The sequence below is a fragment of the Polycladidibacter hongkongensis genome (genome assembly GCF_001561995.1).
Lineage (GTDB): Bacteria > Pseudomonadota > Alphaproteobacteria > Rhizobiales > Stappiaceae > Pseudovibrio > Pseudovibrio hongkongensis.
Map to the genome: position 1 here is coordinate 427,962 of NZ_LLWC01000008.1, position 18,162 is coordinate 446,123.

At 52.6% G+C, this 18,162-nt stretch carries 22 protein-coding genes, 1 tRNA gene and 1 other RNA gene; 9 read left to right on the forward strand and 15 right to left on the reverse strand.

The genetic code is table 11. The features are described 5' to 3' along the window. Window positions 1-159: 159 nt before the first annotated feature. The 8 genes from AYK82_RS03160 to hisB form a co-directional block, all read right to left on the reverse strand. Entirely contained in the window at window positions 160-1,062 is a 903-nt protein-coding gene (locus tag AYK82_RS03160; RefSeq protein ID WP_068311216.1) for a hypothetical protein, read from the reverse strand. 265 nt (window positions 1,063-1,327) lie between these two features. After that, the gene (gene coaA / locus AYK82_RS03165; RefSeq protein WP_068311218.1) at window positions 1,328-2,293 is read right to left on the reverse strand and encodes a type I pantothenate kinase; all 966 of its coding nucleotides are present in this window, start codon (window positions 2,291-2,293) and stop codon (window positions 1,328-1,330) included. A 43-nt stretch (window positions 2,294-2,336) separates the two neighbouring features. Continuing rightward, entirely contained in the window at window positions 2,337-2,660 is a 324-nt protein-coding gene (locus tag AYK82_RS03170) for a phosphoribosyl-ATP diphosphatase (RefSeq protein WP_068311220.1), read from the reverse strand. 28 nt (window positions 2,661-2,688) lie between these two features. Next, window positions 2,689-3,489, reverse strand: a complete 801-nt coding sequence (hisF, locus tag AYK82_RS03175) for an imidazole glycerol phosphate synthase subunit HisF (protein WP_068311222.1) — start codon at window positions 3,487-3,489, stop codon at window positions 2,689-2,691. Then, a complete protein-coding gene (gene hisA / locus AYK82_RS03180) occupies window positions 3,486-4,229 on the reverse strand; it encodes a 1-(5-phosphoribosyl)-5-[(5-phosphoribosylamino)methylideneamino]imidazole-4-carboxamide isomerase (protein WP_068311335.1) in 744 nt (247 codons plus the stop codon). The genes hisF and hisA overlap by 4 nt, the downstream gene beginning before the upstream one ends. 44 nt (window positions 4,230-4,273) lie before the next feature. Further along, a complete protein-coding gene (hisH, locus tag AYK82_RS03185) occupies window positions 4,274-4,927 on the reverse strand; it encodes an imidazole glycerol phosphate synthase subunit HisH (protein ID WP_068311224.1) in 654 nt (217 codons plus the stop codon). A gap of 11 nt (window positions 4,928-4,938) precedes the next feature. Further along, window positions 4,939-5,421, reverse strand: a complete 483-nt coding sequence (locus AYK82_RS03190; RefSeq protein ID WP_068311226.1) for a DUF2628 domain-containing protein — start codon at window positions 5,419-5,421, stop codon at window positions 4,939-4,941. A 26-nt stretch (window positions 5,422-5,447) separates the two neighbouring features. Further along, window positions 5,448-6,041 carry an imidazoleglycerol-phosphate dehydratase HisB gene (gene hisB, locus AYK82_RS03195; protein ID WP_068311228.1) on the reverse strand — a complete coding sequence of 198 codons (594 nt, stop codon included), beginning with the start codon at window positions 6,039-6,041 and terminating at the stop codon, window positions 5,448-5,450. 207 nt (window positions 6,042-6,248) lie between these two features. On the opposite strand from hisB, the gene pyrF reads away from it, so the two are divergent. Then, window positions 6,249-6,965, forward strand: a complete 717-nt coding sequence (pyrF, locus tag AYK82_RS03200; protein ID WP_068311230.1) for an orotidine-5'-phosphate decarboxylase — start codon at window positions 6,249-6,251, stop codon at window positions 6,963-6,965. An 83-nt stretch (window positions 6,966-7,048) separates the two neighbouring features. Here pyrF and secB read toward each other — a convergent pair whose 3' ends face one another. Next, on the reverse strand, window positions 7,049-7,543 hold the full coding sequence (gene secB / locus AYK82_RS03205; protein WP_068311232.1) for a protein-export chaperone SecB: 495 nt from the start codon (window positions 7,541-7,543) through the stop codon (window positions 7,049-7,051). 237 nt (window positions 7,544-7,780) lie between these two features. Here secB and AYK82_RS03210 point away from each other — a divergent pair, with 237 nt between their 5' ends. Both AYK82_RS03210 and AYK82_RS03215 read left to right on the forward strand, forming a co-directional pair. After that, the gene (locus AYK82_RS03210) at window positions 7,781-9,112 is read left to right on the forward strand and encodes an ActS/PrrB/RegB family redox-sensitive histidine kinase (protein ID WP_068311339.1); all 1,332 of its coding nucleotides are present in this window, start codon (window positions 7,781-7,783) and stop codon (window positions 9,110-9,112) included. A 129-nt stretch (window positions 9,113-9,241) separates the two neighbouring features. After that, window positions 9,242-9,787: an ActR/PrrA/RegA family redox response regulator transcription factor gene (locus AYK82_RS03215; RefSeq protein WP_068311234.1), complete on the forward strand. Its 546-nt coding sequence runs from the start codon at window positions 9,242-9,244 to the stop codon at window positions 9,785-9,787. A 38-nt stretch (window positions 9,788-9,825) separates the two neighbouring features. Here AYK82_RS03215 and AYK82_RS03220 read toward each other — a convergent pair whose 3' ends face one another. The 5 genes from AYK82_RS03220 to ffs form a co-directional block, all read right to left on the reverse strand. Next, the gene (locus AYK82_RS03220; RefSeq protein WP_068311236.1) at window positions 9,826-10,473 is read right to left on the reverse strand and encodes a septation protein A; all 648 of its coding nucleotides are present in this window, start codon (window positions 10,471-10,473) and stop codon (window positions 9,826-9,828) included. A gap of 81 nt (window positions 10,474-10,554) precedes the next feature. Then, the gene (gene recR / locus AYK82_RS03225; RefSeq protein ID WP_068311238.1) at window positions 10,555-11,166 is read right to left on the reverse strand and encodes a recombination mediator RecR; all 612 of its coding nucleotides are present in this window, start codon (window positions 11,164-11,166) and stop codon (window positions 10,555-10,557) included. A 91-nt stretch (window positions 11,167-11,257) separates the two neighbouring features. Further along, window positions 11,258-11,578 carry a YbaB/EbfC family nucleoid-associated protein gene (locus AYK82_RS03230; protein ID WP_068311244.1) on the reverse strand — a complete coding sequence of 107 codons (321 nt, stop codon included), beginning with the start codon at window positions 11,576-11,578 and terminating at the stop codon, window positions 11,258-11,260. 74 nt (window positions 11,579-11,652) lie between these two features. Then, the gene (locus tag AYK82_RS03235) at window positions 11,653-13,467 is read right to left on the reverse strand and encodes a DNA polymerase III subunit gamma/tau (RefSeq protein WP_082733701.1); all 1,815 of its coding nucleotides are present in this window, start codon (window positions 13,465-13,467) and stop codon (window positions 11,653-11,655) included. 104 nt (window positions 13,468-13,571) lie between these two features. Then, window positions 13,572-13,668: signal recognition particle sRNA small type (gene ffs, locus AYK82_RS03240), an RNA gene on the reverse strand. A 224-nt stretch (window positions 13,669-13,892) separates the two neighbouring features. Here ffs and nudC point away from each other — a divergent pair. The 6 genes from nudC (at window position 13,893) to AYK82_RS03270 (ending at window position 17,858) form a co-directional block, all read left to right on the forward strand. Continuing rightward, window positions 13,893-14,879 carry an NAD(+) diphosphatase gene (nudC, locus tag AYK82_RS03245; RefSeq protein ID WP_068311341.1) on the forward strand — a complete coding sequence of 329 codons (987 nt, stop codon included), beginning with the start codon at window positions 13,893-13,895 and terminating at the stop codon, window positions 14,877-14,879. 36 nt (window positions 14,880-14,915) lie between these two features. Beyond that, a complete protein-coding gene (locus AYK82_RS03250; RefSeq protein ID WP_068311249.1) occupies window positions 14,916-15,524 on the forward strand; it encodes a histidine phosphatase family protein in 609 nt (202 codons plus the stop codon). Between the two features lie 133 nt (window positions 15,525-15,657). Beyond that, window positions 15,658-15,734, forward strand: a tRNA-Arg gene (locus AYK82_RS03255). Window positions 15,735-15,867: 133 nt separating this feature from the next. After that, complete coding sequence (locus tag AYK82_RS03260; protein WP_068311252.1) at window positions 15,868-16,626, forward strand: helix-turn-helix domain-containing protein; 759 nt, start codon at window positions 15,868-15,870, stop codon at window positions 16,624-16,626. Between the two features lie 98 nt (window positions 16,627-16,724). Further along, the gene (locus tag AYK82_RS03265) at window positions 16,725-16,922 is read left to right on the forward strand and encodes a hypothetical protein (protein WP_068311254.1); all 198 of its coding nucleotides are present in this window, start codon (window positions 16,725-16,727) and stop codon (window positions 16,920-16,922) included. Continuing rightward, window positions 16,923-17,858: a type IV secretion system DNA-binding domain-containing protein gene (locus tag AYK82_RS03270; RefSeq protein ID WP_068311256.1), complete on the forward strand. Its 936-nt coding sequence runs from the start codon at window positions 16,923-16,925 to the stop codon at window positions 17,856-17,858. It begins immediately after the preceding gene. A 75-nt stretch (window positions 17,859-17,933) separates the two neighbouring features. Here the strand turns inward: AYK82_RS03270 and AYK82_RS18275 are convergent. Beyond that, a partial coding sequence (locus AYK82_RS18275; RefSeq protein WP_244265702.1) for a hypothetical protein occupies window positions 17,934-18,162 on the reverse strand: 229 nt, incomplete at its 5' end.

Genomic DNA, 18,162 nt, shown 5'->3' on the forward strand with positions numbered 1-18,162 from the left:
TAAACTAGAGGAGTAATGGGACAGTGTTCAAATGCCTGAAAAAGTACCCCTACATTTAAATGAAAAACTGATGTGAATTTGAACGAGAAACTGGTGCTTCTTTAAAGCTAACAGATAGAATAAAGGTAGATGCCCTAGGGGCATCTACCTCGCGCCAATTTAAAAGACCTGCTTTTTTAACGGGCGATTAGCATCTCTCGGCGTGAATTTTGCAAGCGCGCTTCCTTCTTTTACATAGCAATCAACAAAGCGCCGCTTGCCGTACATGGAGTTTGCTTTGCAGCCATAGCCATACCAGAAGCAATTGTCCTTTTTCTTGACTTCAATGTGCCCATGGCGATTTCTTTTATCACGATCGTAAACGCAGATAGCCCCATTCGGCGCATCCTCTGGCCGCTTGACATTCAGGCGCTTAAACCCGTGCTTTGGTAAGGTATTCTTCGCCATGTAGGCCGAGCCGCCGGGCAAATAGGATTCCACCAGATCTTCTTTCAAGAGGTGGTTTTTGACATGCCGATAGCAATAGGTCATACCGCGCTTTTTCCTGCGCACGCGCGCACGCTTGCGCGTAGATGCATATGTATCTGCTAGTGCGGTGAGGTGGCTGTCTGCTTCATCACCCAGCATTGCATTCTCTTCACCTTTAGAGAGCGCGTCAGTGTCGGCCTGCATTGGAAATTCTTCAAACTTGTCATTGGCAACAAAGATATCCGATGGGAAATCGGGCGCATCGTTACCCTCCACGTCCACACCAAGACGAACCAGCTTGCCAAGACGTTCATCGCTAACCCAATCAAGCACAACAAGCTTAGCGCCAGCAGGCAAAACGATTTGCTTCTTGTCCTGCTCGCTTTCGCCAAGGCCAGACCAGTACATGGTCAAAACGGGCGCGGTAACGACAAAGCTGCTGCTGGTCACAAGCGCGCTATTTGGCAGCGCATCTTGGGCGGCAGGCGCTGTCTGCTTCTCGATTTCGGCTTCAGGCTTGGTAGGGAGTGGGGCCGCTTTTGTTGTCACGGCCACAAAGCCGAACAATGCACTTACTAGTAAAACTCGTAGCATTTCTGGGCTCTTCTATCTGTGCAATTGCGCCTCCCTCCTCTATGCAAACACGGCAATACGGTACCGTTCGCAAAAGCACAGGCTTTTGCGTTAGAGAAGGTGATTCATTGCTTGTTGGCGCAGCTTGCTGTCAAAACTGTCGCTTTTGGCAGGGCGTCTTTAGCGCTTGCCAAGTCAGGCCGAAGAAATAGGCACAGCTACCCAAACCTGTGTTTGGTGAAGCACAGGTAAGACTGTAGCCCTTACATAACCGGCCTACGGATCTTTATATTTTGCGCAGCGCAATCCGCTCGATTAAGTGGCCCTTACCCTTTGTCAGAATAAGGTCAGCGCGAGGGCGCGTTGGCAAAATATTCTGCTCTAGATTTTGTAGGTTGATGTTCTCCCACAGGTCCTGAGCAATTTCCGTAGCGTTTTGATCTGTAATTGTGGAAAATTTATGGAAATATGATCCGGGATCTCGAAAGGCGGTTTCCCTCAAGCGCATAAAACGCTCAAGATACCAGCGTCGGATGTTATCCGTTTTTGCGTCTATGAATATAGAAAAGTCAAAAAAATCAGAGACAAAGGGCACTTCGCGCGCATCACGAATCTTCTGTGAGGTCTGCAAAACATTGACCCCTTCGACAATCAGAATGTCGGGCTGATCAACGCTGATATATTGTCCTGGCATCACATCATAAAAGAAATGCGAGTATATTGGCGCTCTTACATCCCGCTTTCCTGCCTTAATGTCGCTTAAAAACTTAAGAAGCGCCATGCGGTCGTAGCTTTCTGGAAAGCCTTTCTTGCGCATCAGCCCGCCTGCTTCCAATTCTGCATTCGGGTAGAGAAAGCCATCGGTTGTTAATAGATCAACCTTCGGGCTGTTTGGCCAGCGCGATAGAAGTGCCTGTAACAGACGTGAGGTTGTGGACTTGCCCACGGCAACAGAGCCGGCAATTCCGATAATGTACGGAGTTTTATGCCGGTTCTCGCCTAAAAAACGCTGGGTTGCGTAATGCAGGTTTTGCGTCGCCTCGACATAGTAGTTGAGCAAGCGCGAAAGCGGCAGGTAGATATTCTCTACCTGCTCCATCGAAACATAGTCATTTAGGCTGCGCAGCTCTTCCACGTCATGCTCTGTGAGCGTCATCGGCGTATTCTGCCGCAGGGGGGCCCATACTTTTTCTTCAAAAACAGTATAGGGCGACAAATCTATGTCATCGAGAGTAACGAGATCATCGGTCATTCGCTGCGGCTTTCTAAAGAGCGCCTAAAAAATGCACCACGCCCTAATCTTTCGGGCGAGATGCTTTCTCTTCAAGGCCGGTCTGGCCAGTGCGCTTGGCAAGCGTTTCATAAACATCTGCAAGCGGCACATCGGAGACTTTCAATAGCACCAGAAGGTGATAAAGCAAGTCTGCTGCTTCGCCAGTCAGTTCTTGCTTGTCCTTCTGCACGGCGGCGATTGCAGCCTCTACAGCCTCTTCGCCGAGTTTCTGCGCGCATTTGGCAACGCCCTTGCCCACAAGCTTGCGCGTATAGGACATGTCATCGTTGCTTGTTGCACGCTTCGCTACAATAGCCTCAAGATCCTCAAGGGTGAAATTAGTCATTCGCCTATTTCCTGGCTGTTTCGCGTATCTAGCTGGCTGGTTCTTCGCCTGCAGGGTCAAGGCGCACAGCAACGCCTGCCTGCGCCATATGCTGCTTTGCCTCTTGCACCGTAAAGGTGCCGAAATGGAAAATTGAAGCCGCGAGCACAGCAGTCGCATGCCCATCACGAACCCCTTCGACAAGATGATCGAGGGTGCCAACTCCGCCAGAGGCGATGACTGGCACAGATACCGCATCTGCGATCGCGCGGGTCAGGGGGATGTTGTAGCCCTCTTTGGTACCATCTCTATCCATCGAAGTAACCAGCAGCTCACCGGCGCCAAGAGCCACGGCTTGCTTCGCAAATTCCACGGCATCAATACCAGTGGCGTTTCGCCCGCCATGGGTAAAGATCTCAAAGCGCTCTGCTTCACCGGCCTTAGAAACCCGCTTGGCATCAATGCTGACGACAATACACTGCGAACCGAACTTTTGCGCAGCCTCGCGAATGAACTCGGGATTTTTTACCGCCGCTGTGTTGATAGATACTTTATCGGCGCCAGATTGCAACAGCTTGCGAATGTCTTCTACCGTGCGTACACCGCCACCTACAGTCACGGGCATAAAGCAGGCTTCCGCCGTGCGGCGCACCACATCATAAATCGTCTCGCGGTTATCGCTAGAGGCGGTGATATCAAGGAACGTCAATTCATCAGCGCCGGCAGCGTCATACGCCTTTGCCGCCTCTACCGGATCTCCGGCATCGATAAGGTCGACAAAGTTCACACCTTTGACCACGCGCCCGTCTTTTACATCCAGACAGGGAATAATCCGTGCTTTCAGGCTCATGCATCGGCCTCCCGGCTTGCTGCGATGACGGCAAAAGCCTCTTGTGGATCTAGGCGGCCGTCATAAAGCGCCCGGCCTGAAATCGCACCTTCAAGAATATCGCAGTCAGGCTCGACCAAGCGCTTGATATCGTCAAGGCTGGCAAGGCCGCCAGAGGCAATGACGGGGATGGCAACAGCATTGGCAAGCTCAAGAGTGGAGGGAATGTTTAGCCCCTTCAACACGCCATCGCGGTCAATGTCGGTGTAGATAATCGCCGCAACGCCCGCATCCTCAAACTGCTTTGCCAGATCGATGACGCTCAGTTCGGAGGTTTCCGCCCAGCCTTCAACGGCAACTTTGCCGCCCTTGGCATCAATGCCAACAGCAATGCGGCCCGGATGCTTTTTGCAAGCTGCGCGGACAAGTTCAGGGTCGCGCAGCGCCACCGTGCCAAGGATGACGCGGGCAATGCCTTTGCCAAGCCAATAATCAATATGTGCCATAGTGCGGATACCACCGCCAAGCTGCACCGGGTTTTTAGTGGCGGCCAAAATTTTGTCAACCGCATCACCGTTCCGGCTTTCGCCTGCAAATGCACCGTCAAGATCCACCACATGTAGCCATTCGAAGCCTTGCTCTTCAAATGCTTTGGCCTGTGCACCCGGATCATCGTTGAACACGGTTGCCTGCGCCATATCGCCGAGCTTCAACCGCACGCACTGGCCCTCTTTGAGGTCAATCGCTGGAAAAATAATCATCATTCAGTCCTGATAGCTTTTCGTGTCGTCGTGCTGGTGCGGGTTTAGGGGGCCCAGCTGAGGAAGTTGCTGATAAGGCGCAGGCCGAGGCGCTGGCTCTTCTCTGGGTGAAACTGGGTACCAACGATGTTATCGCGGCCCACCATTGCGGTATAGCGCCCACCATAATCAAAGGTGGCCAATTGCTCTGCGCTATTTGTCACATCGAAATGATAGGAATGCACAAAATAGGCGTGCAGCCCGTTTTCACCGGTTTCAATGCCATCAAGCAGCGAATGCGCAGCACCCGCTACGCTTACAGTGTTCCAACCCATATGCGGAATTTTCAGCCCGCTGTTTTCCGGTTCAATGCGCTTCACATCACCGCTGATCCAGCCAAGCCCCTCCGAGGTTTCAAACTCAAGCCCGCGGCTCGCCAGTAGCTGCATACCCACGCAAATACCCATAAACGGCTTAGCGCCAGCAATCACAGCCTCGCGCAGCGCATCTTCCATGCCATCAATGCTGCTCAGCCCGCGGCGGCAATCAGCGAACGCACCAACACCGGGTAGAACGATGCGATCAGCCTGCATCACAGCTTCGGGATCACTGGTTACGTCCACATGATGGCTGCCGCTATGACTATGGGCGGCCCGCTCAAATGCCTTGGCGGCAGAGCAGAGGTTGCCAGAACCGTAGTCAATTATTGCGACACGCATCAAAAAGTCTCCTAATTGGAAAGGCTGTAGCCAACAACGCCGCTACCGCCGGATTGTAAAGGAGGCATGGCAGGCCTGTCCTGCGGTGCTCCAGTTGGCTCTTCTGGTGCAGCACCAGAAAGCTTATCGAAAAAACGTTGTTCGGCCTCGGCCCGTGAGCTTGCATTGATCACATCACGTAGCACAAAGCCTTTGCGCTGTAGCGTCCAGTTGCGAAGAGCGCCCGCCTCGAAAGCGAAAACTAGGCTGAACACAAAACTAAGCGCACCACTGGTGTATTCAGAAGTGTATGGAGTGAGCAGGATAAGCACCGCAATTGCAGCAATGTAGCCTAAAAACACCAACCACATACGATGAAAAAGCAGCCAGATAATAGGAAAGAAGAAAGCCAGCCATGTAAACCTGTCCTTGACGAAGTGTGCCCGCTCCATATCAAGAACGCTGGGTTGCGCGTTCGAGGCAGATTTGGGCATCAGGGCAAGATAGGTGGTCATGCTGGCCTCCCGGCGCGTTGAATGGCTCAGCCGCCAAGCTGGCCCTTGGTGGTCGGCACCCGCCCTTGCTGGCGTGGATCAGGTTCGATCGCTTGGCGAATCGTCCGTGCTGCCGCTTTAAAGCAGGTTTCTGCAATATGGTGACAATTGCTACCATAGATATTGCTTATGTGCAGGGTGAAACCCGCGTTCATTGTAAACGCGCGGAAAAACTCCTCAAAGAGTTCCGTGTCGAAACTGCCGATTTTGTCCTTGGAAAATTCGACATCCCATACAAGAAATGGTCGGCCAGAAACATCCAGCGCACAGCGGGTTAGCGCCTCGTCCATAGCAAGGTGGGTATCGGCATAGCGATTGATACCCTTCATATCACCAAGTGCTTTGGCAAATGCTTGACCCAGTGCGATCCCGACGTCTTCGCAGGTGTGATGATCATCAATGTGAGTATCACCATCGGCGCGGATTGTCATGTCGACGAGAGAATGGCGCGACAACTGCTCAAGCATATGGTCGAAAAAGCCAACACCGGTCTTGATATCGTACGTGCCGGTTCCATCAAGAGTGATAGACACCTCGATGCTTGTTTCTTTTGTGCTTCTTGAAATTGATGCTTGCCGCATGCTGATCCCCGTCTGGAAATGCCGTAAACTATTTAGGTGGGTTTGATTAAGGTTTACAGCCGCGTCGTTTTAGCAGGCAAGTGTAAAATAGCAAAGACCCGAGAGCGAAAAAGCCATATTTTTGCGCAACCTCTGGCCTTTATTGGCACGCTATGTTAGGAAATCGACCGTTTGCCTTGAGCTCACCTCAAACATAAAGGAGCCTGCATGTCATTCCGCCCAAAATCAGCTTTAGATCGCCTTATCCTCCCACTGGATGTGCCCGATATCGCACAGGCGCGCCAAATCGTCGAAGAAACCAAGGGCAGCGTCGGCACCTACAAAATCGGCATGCAACTGCAGTTCGCCGGTGGCTTGCGGTTTGCTGAAGAACTCGCACAAGCCGGGCACTCGGTGTTTCTGGATGTGAAGCTGCTGGACATCGACAACACTATCGCCAGCGCCGTACGCAACATCGCCAAAATGGGTATGCGCTTTGTGACCTTGCACGCCTATCCAAACTGCATGCGCGCGGCAGTCAGCGCATTAAAAGAGGCAGGCGATGAAAACCTCTGCCTGCTCGGGGTAACGGTACTCACCTCTATGGATGAGGGAGATTTGCAAGCCGCTGGGTATCAAGGCGCTGTTGCGAAGCTGGTTGCTGACCGGGGTCTAGATGCCCGCAACGCAGGCATGGGCGGAGTGGTTTGCTCCCCGGTCGAGGCCACCGCTATGCGCGATCGTGTCGGCTCGGATATGGCCATTGTAACCCCCGGAGTGCGTCCGGCAGGCAGCGCGCTTGACGATCAGAAGCGGGTGATGACACCGGCTGAGGCCATAGCGGCAGGTTCAGATTACTTGGTCGTGGGGCGGCCAATCTTGAAGGCTGAGGATCGTCGCGCAGCTGCACAGGCAATTGTGGCGGAGATCGAAAGCGCGCTCTAATTCCGCAAGTCTGTGCCTGCAAATAAAAACCGCGCCTTTAGATAAAAGGGCGCGGTTTCAAATTATGCAATGCTTTGCAGAGCTTAGTTAGCTGGCTGCTCGCTCGCTGCTTGCTGCTCGGCAGCCTGCTGGGCGAGATTCTGGCGGTACAGAGCCGCGAAATCGATCGGATCCAGCAGCAGTGGCGGGAAGCCACCATTGCGGGTGGTGTCTGCCAGAATGTTGCGCGCAAACGGGAACAGGAGGCGCGGGCACTCGATCAGGATAAACGGATGCAGGTGCTCTTGTGGCACGCCGGAAACCTGGAAAACACCGCCGTAAACCAGCTCAACTGCAAACATCACCTGCTCGGATGTGTTCGCTTTTGCGTTCAACGTCAGCACAACTTCAAACTGGTTTTCGCCAACAGGGTTGGCACCCACGTTCACGTTGATGTCCAGCTTTGGTTGCTCACCAGGCTGCAAAGAAGCTGGCGCATTTGGGTTTTCAAAGGAAAGGTCTTTGATGTACTGGGCAAGAACATTCATGCTTGGCGCAGCTGCTTCAGCTTGAGCCTGCCCGTTCTGGTTTTCACTCATCCGTGTCGTCCCGATTAGAGGCAAATATAACAGCCAGCCCCAAAACCAAAATGGGGTGCTTTATTTGCGTCTTCAATAAAACTAGAGTGTGGCTAACACGCCGGACATGCATAAACAAGAGTTTCGCGGAAAATCATCGGCCAGAACTGGGGTAACTCAGTATAAATACCATTGGCAAGAAGTCGCAGCGACATTATGCAGGGTTCGTTTGCCGAAGGACGCAGCGGGAGTGACTTGATGCTACATGCCACCACCAGCCAGCAAAACTTGCTGAGCACGCAGGTAAAGCTTGATACGCTTGTGCGCCTGCGCTGGCTTGCGGTTATTGGCCAAACGCTGTCTCTGCTCGTCGTCTATTATGGTTTTGGCTTCCCACTCCCCATTGGCTATGCCTATGTGCTCATCGCAGTGTCCGCATGGCTAAACGTCATTCTCAAAATTCGCTGGCCTTCCAGCACGCGCCTGTCGCAGCGCGGCGCGACAATGCAGCTTGCCTATGATATTTCCCAGCTCGGTGGCCTGTTGTTTCTCACTGGCGGGCTTGGCAACCCATTTTGCTTCCTGATTATCGCGCCGGTTATGGTTTCCGCCACTGCGCTGCCCGTTAAAAGCACCGTTGCACTCGGCGCATTGGCCGGAACGCTCGTTACCCTGCTCACGGGCTACCACATGCCTTTGCCCTGGGTGGAAGGCACCACTTTAACCTTACCTCCGGTGTACATTGTTGGCGTCTGGTTCTCTCTGATGTGCTCCATGTTCTTCATGGCGATCTATTCCACACGCGTGGCCAGCGAGGCGCGCCAACTCTCACAAGCACTTGCTGCCAGTGATATGGTCCTCGCCCATCAACAGCACCTTTCCGCTTTGGACGGGTTGGCTACCGCCGCAGCGCACGAATTGGGAACTCCGCTGGGTACGATCTACCTCACCGCAAAAGAACTATCCCGAGAATTTGAAGAGGGAGATCCACTGCGCGAAGACGCCGAACTTGTTTATCAGCAGGCGCAGCGCTGCCGTGAAATCTTGAAGAAGCTTTCTTCGCTCTCCAGTGAAAGCGACCAGAATTTTCAGAAGATGCCACTCTCCCGCCTGCTGGAAGATACCGCCGCGGCGCATCGCGGCCTTGGTGTCGATGTGCGCATCGAGCTTGAAGGCGTAGGCCCGGAGCCGATCGGGCGCCGCGACCCCGGCGTCAGTTACGGGCTTGGCAACATCATTGAAAACGCGGTCGACTTTGCCGATATGCGCGTGTCAGTGCGCGCAGTTTGGGATGAGGAACGTGTTGAGGTAATTGTCTCAGATGATGGACCTGGTTTTGCACCAGAAGTTATCGCACAGATGGGAGAGCCCTACGTTTCCAAGCGACAACGCACGATAAGCGATGAGGACGCCTCTGCCAAGACGCACCAAAAGGGAGGCGGGCTTGGTCTTGGCTTCTTTATTGCCAAGACCTTGTTAGAGCGCTCTGGTGGTAGACTGACTTTCTACAATCGACGCTCGCCAGAAAAAGGCGCGATTGTTAGAATAAGATGGCCCAGAAATGCGATGGATCAAGTAAGTGCCAGTTAATATGAATTAGAATAACTACGAATGGTATTTTCGCTTTACCATTTACGCAGGTTTCACCCCAATTATCCAAGTTGAAACCTGTCGTGCAGTAGTTAAGTGGTATGAAAAGAAAAAGTCGGACCCGTAACCATGAATCAAAGTGATGTACCCCCCCTGGGCCGCCTGCTGATTGTCGATGATGACCACGCCTTCCTGACCCGCCTTGAGCGCGCGATGCAGAAGCGTGGATTTGAAACAGAAATTGCGAGCGGTGTTAAAGAAGCTCTTGGTCGTGTTGCCATTCAGGCACCTGACTATGCGGTGGTTGATATGCGGTTGGAAGATGGCAGTGGCCTAGATGTGGTCGAAGCAATCCGCATGAAAAAGCCTGAAGCGCGCGCAATAATTCTGACCGGTTATGGCAATATCGCCACCGCGGTAACGGCCGTAAAACTCGGCGCGATCGACTACCTCTCAAAGCCAGCAGATGCAGACGATGTCTACGCAGCACTGACACGCCTGCCAAATGAAAAGGCAGAGCCGCCGGAAAATCCAATGTCGGCTGATCGTGTTCGTTGGGAGCACATTCAGCGCATCTACGAGCTTTGTGATCGCAATGTATCCGAAACAGCGCGCCGTTTGAATATGCACCGTCGTACGCTGCAGCGGATTTTGGCTAAGCGCGCACCACGCTAGGCGCCACGCTTTAATTGGAAGTTATGTTTGCAGGCCGATTAGTCGGCCTGCTGTGGGGCCTCGTCTTCCAGCGCGTGTTTCTGCAACAAAGGCAACTGCGCAAGTGTAAAGGCGATGGTTATCGGCATAAAACCGAAGACTTTGAACTGCACCCAAAAGTCGGTTGAAAATGTCCGCCAAACAAATTCATTAATTGCTGCCAAAACAAAAAAGAACAGTCCCCAGCGCAAGGTCAGCTTGCGCCAGCCCTCTGCATCTAGTTTGAAAGCGCTATCAAAGACATAACCCAGTAGGGATTTGCCAAAGAACAGACCGCCAAGCAGAACACTACCAAACAGGCAGTTGACGATGGTCGGTTTTAGTTTGATGAACAGGTCGTTTTGTAAAAACAGCGTTAATGCGCCGAACACCAATACAACACCACCTGAGACAAGTGGCATAATCGGTAAGGCGCGGGTCAGGTAATAAGACACACCGAGGGAAATCGTTATTGCCACCATAAAGGCCGCTGTGGCGATAAAGATCGGTCCGCCAAGGGCTTGTAAACCGGGGAAAGCTTCTGCCAGCTGTGCGCCGCGGGAATTCGCCAGAAAAAATACTGCCAACGGCCCCATTTCCAGCGCCAGCTTCAATAGCGGATTTTGCTCACCCTGTCCTTTGGCGTTCGGCCCTTGCTCAACCTTCATCATGTCCCCGACCTTTTGGAATACTGTGTCTCTCTATCCAGAGAAATAGCTCAGCTTTGCGGCAAAAAACAGCGTTAAAGCTCAAAATTTTGTCCGCGCCCGCAGCGCTTGGGCCAAAGTGCCTTCATCAAGATAGTCCAGCTCACCGCCAACCGGCACGCCGTGTGCCAGCCGTGAGACATGCACATTCTTGCAATCAACAAGCATATCCGTGATGTAGTGCGCGGTCGTTTGCCCCTCAACAGTGGCATTCACCGCAAGCACAACTTCTTTGATCTGGCCCTGATCGACCCGCTCCACCAGTTTTTTGATATTGAGGTCATCTGGCCCGATGCCATCAAGCGGCGATAATCTACCTCCAAGCACGTGATAATGGCAATTCATCGTGCCCGCACGCTCCAGAGCCCATAGATCCGAAACATCCTCCACCACAATTAATGTAGCAGGATCACGGCGGCTATCAGCGCATATGCTACAAGGGTCGCACGTATCAACGGTGCCACAAGTGGAGCAAATTCCAACATGCTCAACCGCAATTCCCATTGCCTCGGCCAGCGGCCTCAGCAGTTGGTCTTTCTTCTGAATGAGGTGCAGTGCCGCCCGACGGGCAGAGCGTGGCCCCAGCCCGGGCAGTTTGGAAAGCAGCTGGATCAGTTTTTCAATTTCTGGTCCGGCAACGCGGCGTGTGCTCATGAGACCTACTAAGCTGGCAGGAATGTAAAAAAACGAAGTGCGTCGGGCCGCGATAGCCCGCACACACTCCAAGGAATTTAGTCTCGCAGACTTAGAATGGCAACTTCATGCCCGCTGGTAGGCCCATGCCGGACATTAGATCCTGCGTGTGCTCTTGCACGAGAGTTTCGCCTTTGGCTTTTGCATCATTGTGTGCTGCAAGTATTAGGTCTTCCAGAATCTCTGTTTCATCGGCTTTCACCAAAGACGGGTCAATCTTCAGGCCGGTCATTTCGCCTTTGCCATTAAGCGACACAGTGACAAGGCCAGCGCCCGCAACGCCTTCAACACTAAGTTCGGCCACTTTATCCTGCAGTTCAGCCATTTTCGACTGCATCTGCTTGGCCTGCTTCATCATTTTCATAAAGTCCATAGGTGACTCCGTCGTTGGGCGGGCAGGGGTGTGCCCGCATATTTAGCTTATATGTGGTAAAGGGTAAGCCGCTTTTAAAGCCAATTGTTTTCGTCGAAAGCCTCAACAGCGCCGAGTGTGGCTTGCTCTTGCGAGGCTTCAATCTCCTCGCGCAGTACACGGACATCGACAATTTTGGCGCCGGGAAACACCTTTAAAATAGCCGCGACTTCAGGGTCGGAATGCGCATCGGAAACCAGTTGGCGTTTGTTGGCTTCCTGCTCCTCTTGCAAGGTTGGCCGTCCTTGCTCTCGGCTGATGGCCACCAGCCAGCGGCGGCCGGTCCACTCACTGAGCTTGCGGCCAAGCTCGCCCGCAGCATCCGCGCTGGCATTCTCTGTTGGTGAGACTTCAATGCGCCCCGGCTGAAAGTTCACCAAGCGCAAAGAGCGCTCAATGGTGACTTTCATAGGGATGTCTTTCATCTTGCGCGCCAGATCGGCAACTTCTTGCCAACTGCGCACCGCTATGCGTTCATTTTCTTCCGCGGCGCGGGCAACAGGCGCCCCTTGCGGTTGGCTTGCAACCACACTTACGGGTTGGGCACTTCCGCCTCCGGCGATAGCGCGCGCGCCACCACCCCCGCTGCCATTTCCGCCAGCGTCCGTAGGGCTGCTCGCTGGTGGATTGCCAAAACCGCCAGAGCGGATAAGCTTGAGGGCTTCTTCTGGGTCAGGCAAATCTGCAGCATAACAAAGCCGCACCAACACCATGTCAGCAGCAGCCAGCGGCTTTGGTGCGTTTTGTACTTCGCTAATTCCTTTCAGGAGAATCTGCCAGCTTCGAGAGAGCGCGCGCATTGGTAGCTGGGTCGCAAACTCCTTGCCGCGCACGCGCTCGCTTTCGGTAACTGCGCTCTCATCCCCGGCGTGCGGCACTACCTTTAAACGAGTAACCAAATGGGTGAATTCCGCCAAGTCGGAGAGCACCACAGCAGGGTCTGCCCCCACATCATACTGCGCTTTCAGCTCATCCAACGCAGCGCCCACATCACCTTTCATCACATGCGCGAAAAGATCGATAATCCGAGATCGGTCCGCAAGGCCAAGCATATGGCGTAGATCATCCGCGCCGATACGCCCGCCGCCATGTGCAATTGCTTGATCCATCAAGGAGAGTGAATCGCGCGCAGAACCTTCACCAGCACGAGCAATCAGCGTCAGCGCTTCATCATCAATATTGATGTGCTCCTTCTCGCTGATGTTGCGTAAAAGCTGCACCATGGTGCCGCTTTCAATACGGCGCAGATCAAAGCGCTGGCAACGGGAAAGCACGGTCACCGGAACTTTACGGATTTCGGTTGTCGCGAAGATAAATTTCACATGCTCTGGCGGCTCTTCCAGCGTCTTCAGCAGCCCGTTAAAGGCCGCGTTGGAGAGCATGTGCACCTCATCAATAATATAGACTTTGTAGCGCGCGCTGGCCGGGCGATAACGGGCAGATTCCGTGATCTCGCGAATATCGCCAATACCGGTATGCGAGGCGGCATCCATCTCGATAACATCCACATGCCGGCCTTCCATAATGGCCTCGCAGTGTACGCCGGGGCGCTCTAACCTGATCGTCGGGCGATCCACCTCGCCGGGTATCTCGTAGTTAAGGCCACGCGCCAGAATGCGTGCTGTGGTGGTTTTACCAACCCCGCGCACACCGGTGAGCATCCATGCTTGGGCAATGCGGCCGGTCTCAAACGCATTTTGTAGCGTTTGGACCATGGGCTCCTGCCCATAAAGATCATCAAATGTAGAGGGGCGATATTTACGCGCAAGGACGCGATAACCGGTGCTGTCGCTGGTCTTTTGCGTTGTCACCGCTTCGGTAGTCTCAATTGGAGAATCAGTATCTTGCATTCTTGCCCCGCCAACAACCTGCTTGAGTGCAGGTTACCTAACTTTCCCGGCCATTCAAGACGAAGACCGGCCGCTTGTCGAGGTAGGCGCGGGACTGCGAAAAGGTGGGAGGCTGGCACGATGACCCGTACCATGCTCGTTGGGGCTGCTTCCTTCCGGACCTGACCCGGTTGGCGAGTGGTTCGTCCACCACCAACCTCCCACGCGCTATATGGGCAATATCCCTTGGCATTGCAAGCAGATTTACGTCATTTGCGAAGAAACTCCGGCTTTTATTGCCAAATCCACAGGTCTTGAAACCGTACGCGGCAATAGGCTTTGGCTACTTTAACTCTTGCCAAAGCAATGTTCACCTGCTTTGTTTGGTTCCGATCAGAACAAAAAAGTTTCCTGCCTCCTATCAAGAATTAGCACCAGAGAATCCAATGTACAGCACGCCTTTTACCCCCGCTGAGGCTTCAAATTTTCTCGCCTACTCGGACAATCGGTTAGATCGCCTCGGGTCTCAACGGAAAAAACCGGAGATTATAGAGCGGCTTTTTGGTGCAAAAGACACTCGCTTTACCTTGCGCATTCATGGCAAGTTTCTATGCAAACAGGAAGGGGCCCTCGCGACCTCTCTGTTTACCCGCGATGAGCTGGAGGCTTACCCTGTTGATTGGCAACAAGTGATCCTGCTTGGTGTTGATAAGCGTCAGGGAGACGCGCCAATTTTTTCGGTATCGGCAGCATTCTTTGGCGATGATGACGAGTTTGAAAGCTATATGCAGGGTAAAGCGCTGACGCAGCAGGGCGGACTATCTGCACAAGGGCTGCGAACACTTGCCCTGAGCCGGCAGCACACCCCAGATCAACTAGGCTTTCTTGCCCAAGCGCAAGCTTTGCTGAATTGGCATGAAACCCACCCTTGCTGTTCAAAGTGTGGCAAAAAAACTGTAATGGCGGAGGCCGGTTACCGGCGTGATTGCCCCGCTTGCGGGGCGCAGCATTTTCCCCGAACTGATCCGGCAGTCATTATGCTGGTAAAGGATGGCAATAATTGCCTTCTTGGGCGTCCCTATCATTTGCCTGAGAATATGTACACAACACTGGCCGGTTTCGTCGAACCAGGTGAGACGTTTGAGCAAGCTGTCCGCCGGGAAACTTTTGAAGAAGCGGGTGTCGAGGTAGAAGACGTCGATTACAAAGCGAGTCAACCCTGGCCATTTCCAAGCTGTGCGATGGTGGGGTTTCATGCTACGGCGAGATCGACTAAGCTGAGCATTGATTATGAAGAAATGGAAGACTGCGCGTGGTTTTCCAAACAAGAGCTCGCCAGAATGCTCGCAGGCACCGCAACGTCAGGGCTGTTTTGTCCCCCTGACATATCAATCGCCTACTATTTACTGAAATTGTTTGTCGAGGAGGGGTAGCATGTCACCCTCCATTATGTGTTTGGAGGGACCTGAATGGGAAAGTGCTATTACCTAACTCACCCGCAAGTCGATATCGATCCTGCGCGCCCTGTCACAGAATGGAGCTTATCTGATACCGGGCGAAATCAAATAGAGAGCGGCCTTACGCAAAATTGGCTGATAGAAGTTGATCATATTTTCGCAAGCAAAGAGCGAAAATCCTTTGAAACCGCGCAAATTATTGGATCCCACTTGGGAATAGATCCTGTCGTCATTCCTGATTTACATGAGATCGAGCGTTCCGCGACAGGCTTTTTAGAACAGGATGTGTTCGAGGCCGTAGATAAAGAGTTCTTCAGTCGGCCAGCAGTCAGTGTGGAAGGTTGGGAGCGGGCATTAGATGCGCAGCGCCGGGTCGTGAATGCAATACAGAAGCTAATTGAAATGTATCCGGTTCAAGATACGCTGTTTTTCGCGGGCCATGGCGGAGTTGGAACTTTACTGCGTTGCCATCTGGGAGACGTGGCAATTGATAGGGCGCACGGGCAGATTGCAGGTGGCGGGCAATGGTTCAGCTTTGCGAAGCAGAGTTTTGCGCAACCGACTCTGGATAATATGCCAAAATGGCAAGGTTTTGGCGCCAATCAGTCGCAGGCAGTTTGATATGCGTCTCTCGATAACAACTTGAAACTGGTAGCGCTTTCCACATTTTTGCGCTCCAGCCAAACTTGGTGATTGCCGTGCGCTGCAGGATCAGGTAAAGAACAACCCGTTCCGCAGCGCAAATGGCTGCTTGGCACCCGTAGCTCAGTTGGATAGAGCGCTGCCCTCCGAAGGCAGAGGCCATAGGTTCGAATCCTATCGGGTGCACCATATTTTTCAATGACTTAGCAGATATTACAATACAGCTAAAATTAGCTTTGTCTGCATACCCTTCCTAAAAGGGATCTGCTCCGATCTTTTAGAGAACAATCTTGGCCCTCTTGTATTTTCTTCGGAGGCGCTCATGTCTGAGCGCCGGCCCTTCCGAGAAATCAAACTGCAATGGCTTGAGCAGTTGCTTTGTGATCCAGACTTAAGCCCCTTCGCAAAGTGTCTGGGAGCACTCATTGTCACTCGATATATAAACGGCCACACCGAAGAGGCGTGGCCGTCCTATAAAACACTTGCAGACGCTTTGAACAAAAGCGTTAAGACCATCCAAAGAGCCATTCGCGAATTAGAGCAGCACGAATGGTTCAAAGTGGCTCGTGGCAACGGCTGCACCAACAGCACAAGATACCGCCCGACTGAGAAGACGATTCTAGCGGCTTGCGAGGCACGGGAAAAGACGGGCAAAGTTGTCCCCCTTCCTGCCAAAGAAGCAGGACAGAACTGTCTCAAAACGCGGTCAAATCTGTCCAGAGAACACGGACAAAAGTGTCCCCCAAATAAAGAGAATAAACCAAACAAAAACCTAAGCGCGCGCAAAGACGCGCCGCCGCCCAATGAAAGGCGGCGAGCGATCCCCGCGCTGTTCATCAAGCTTAATGAGCAATGGAAGATAGATCAGTGGCGTTTCTGGCTTGAGCAGAATGGCTTGCCTCCTTTGGAGGAGTTGAACATTTCGGAAACTCGGAACGGACTTCACGGTTACGTGCTTCCCAGCAACTGCCCTCCCAGTTCCGACGATACAGAACGTACGCAAGAAGTTCTGCGCTGCATTCATTCCCGATTAAACCAGCCAACTCACGTGATCTCATTCGCTGAGGAGGTGGCGTCATAACCGTTCGCAGCAGAGCTAAAGGCAACAAAAATACCTCGACCCTCTCGGTAAGGCTAGAAGAGCAAACTGAACGTTCTCTTGAGATACGAGCTCTTACCTTGAGTACCTCAAAATCCGTCGTCGCAAGGCAGCTCATCCACGATGGGCTCCAAGCGGATAGCACCAAAACTACACCTGATGAATCTCTCGACATCATTAAAGCTCAACTCGACGAAAGCTTTCAAAAAATCGATGCGCTCATCGAACTTGCTGTTTCTGCTGCACAGCTCCTTAACTCGAGCCCGGAGGATCAATAAATGCCACTGTTTTATCGCTTGGTTCTCATCTCAATGAGCTCTGGTTTCATCGCGGTTGGAGTTTACATCCTAGGTTTTGAACTGTTTCCAGCCCAAGGGCATGACATCGCGTTCAGCCGAGAATATGGCTCTCTTCGTTGTATGAATGCGCATGTCCAATCTTTCTGGGACAGCGGAGCTGAAGCCAAATGGAGTCGTTGCAAAAGCACGCTCATCAAACAGGGAATTCTGTGGGCGACATGGCCTCGGTTGTACCTACTCGAAATCTCCGCCCTTATCGCGTTCGTAAGTGGCGCCTGGGCCTACCTTTTGCATTTAGATAAAACTCCTGAGACATTGAGAGTGATCTCAGGTGGCCAATTGCTCGAAGGGCGCGAAGCTGTGCGTGTATTCCAGAGCTCTCTTAAGTCGCCACCAAAGCGAAACGGAGAAGGGGTAGCGCTAACTGATGGGGTGCATTTATCGCTAAAACAAGAACTTCGTCACTATCTCATTCGCGGTGGGACTGGTAGCGGCAAAACTCAAGTTATGTTGCGCCTTGTAAATGATTGGATCGCAAAGCGAAAGCCTGTGATTGTCCTTGATCTAAAAGGCGCTCTCACAAGCACTCTTGGAAGTAATGATGGACCAACAAAGCCAATCTTGCTTAGCCCCGGAGATGCTCGCTCCTATGAATGGCTCATTGGTTATGACTGCACCGATGAAGCAGATGCACACGAACTCGCCAGCCACCTCATACCGAAGTCAGAGAAAAATTCTTTTTTCTCTAAAGCAGCCCAAAATATTCTGGTGGCAATCATTTTAAAACTTCAAGCGGAAAACCCGCGCAAATGGGGTTGGCGAGATCTTTATGCTCATGTTTGCCTTAAACCAGAAGAGCTGGGTGAGATCTGTAAGCACTATTTTCCGCAATCCGCAATCCGCAATTTTATTTGAAGGCAATAGCCGCTCCTCAACTATGGACGTTTTGTCGACGTTGAGCACAGATCTGGTCACTGTTCGGTTGCTAGCTTATGCTTGGAGCAAGAACACCCCAAAGTTTGCAATGCGCCACTGGTTGAAAACCGGGAAAGCGAAACAGCGCTTGGTCATACTTGGATGGAGCGAAAAATCACGAGAAGTGTCCGCTTCATGGGTTGCTGCCTTTTCTGGAGTTCCGCCCGATTTCCGGACAGTTTGATTAAACATATTACGCTGCCCTTTTCCAAGCCCTTTGTTCAAACACCTGACAAGGTGTTTT

What these genes read in the sequence shown, in the direction of transcription:
- AYK82_RS03235 (WP_082733701.1), bottom strand. Translation starts at nt 13,467, where the DNA reads ATGCAAGATACTGATTCTCCAATTGAGACTACCGAAGCGGTGACAACG.
- hisH (WP_068311224.1), bottom strand. Translation starts at nt 4,927, where the DNA reads ATGCGTGTCGCAATAATTGACTACGGTTCTGGCAACCTCTGCTCTGCC.
- pyrF (WP_068311230.1), top strand. Translation starts at nt 6,249, where the DNA reads ATGTCATTCCGCCCAAAATCAGCTTTAGATCGCCTTATCCTCCCACTG.
- hisF (WP_068311222.1), bottom strand. Translation starts at nt 3,489, where the DNA reads ATGAGCCTGAAAGCACGGATTATTCCCTGTCTGGATGTAAAAGACGGG.
- AYK82_RS03170 (WP_068311220.1), bottom strand. Translation starts at nt 2,660, where the DNA reads ATGACTAATTTCACCCTTGAGGATCTTGAGGCTATTGTAGCGAAGCGT.
- hisA (WP_068311335.1), bottom strand. Translation starts at nt 4,229, where the DNA reads ATGATTATTTTTCCAGCGATTGACCTCAAAGAGGGCCAGTGCGTGCGG.
- AYK82_RS03260 (WP_068311252.1), top strand. Translation starts at nt 15,868, where the DNA reads ATGTCTGAGCGCCGGCCCTTCCGAGAAATCAAACTGCAATGGCTTGAG.
- hisB (WP_068311228.1), bottom strand. Translation starts at nt 6,041, where the DNA reads ATGCGGCAAGCATCAATTTCAAGAAGCACAAAAGAAACAAGCATCGAG.
- AYK82_RS03220 (WP_068311236.1), bottom strand. Translation starts at nt 10,473, where the DNA reads ATGAAGGTTGAGCAAGGGCCGAACGCCAAAGGACAGGGTGAGCAAAAT.
- AYK82_RS03270 (WP_068311256.1), top strand. Translation starts at nt 16,923, where the DNA reads ATGCCACTGTTTTATCGCTTGGTTCTCATCTCAATGAGCTCTGGTTTC.
- AYK82_RS03250 (WP_068311249.1), top strand. Translation starts at nt 14,916, where the DNA reads ATGGGAAAGTGCTATTACCTAACTCACCCGCAAGTCGATATCGATCCT.
- AYK82_RS03230 (WP_068311244.1), bottom strand. Translation starts at nt 11,578, where the DNA reads ATGGACTTTATGAAAATGATGAAGCAGGCCAAGCAGATGCAGTCGAAA.
- secB (WP_068311232.1), bottom strand. Translation starts at nt 7,543, where the DNA reads ATGAGTGAAAACCAGAACGGGCAGGCTCAAGCTGAAGCAGCTGCGCCA.
- recR (WP_068311238.1), bottom strand. Translation starts at nt 11,166, where the DNA reads ATGAGCACACGCCGCGTTGCCGGACCAGAAATTGAAAAACTGATCCAG.
- AYK82_RS03190 (WP_068311226.1), bottom strand. Translation starts at nt 5,421, where the DNA reads ATGACCACCTATCTTGCCCTGATGCCCAAATCTGCCTCGAACGCGCAA.
- AYK82_RS03210 (WP_068311339.1), top strand. Translation starts at nt 7,781, where the DNA reads ATGCTACATGCCACCACCAGCCAGCAAAACTTGCTGAGCACGCAGGTA.
- nudC (WP_068311341.1), top strand. Translation starts at nt 13,893, where the DNA reads ATGTACAGCACGCCTTTTACCCCCGCTGAGGCTTCAAATTTTCTCGCC.
- AYK82_RS03160 (WP_068311216.1), bottom strand. Translation starts at nt 1,062, where the DNA reads ATGCTACGAGTTTTACTAGTAAGTGCATTGTTCGGCTTTGTGGCCGTG.
- AYK82_RS03215 (WP_068311234.1), top strand. Translation starts at nt 9,242, where the DNA reads ATGAATCAAAGTGATGTACCCCCCCTGGGCCGCCTGCTGATTGTCGAT.
- coaA (WP_068311218.1), bottom strand. Translation starts at nt 2,293, where the DNA reads ATGACCGATGATCTCGTTACTCTCGATGACATAGATTTGTCGCCCTAT.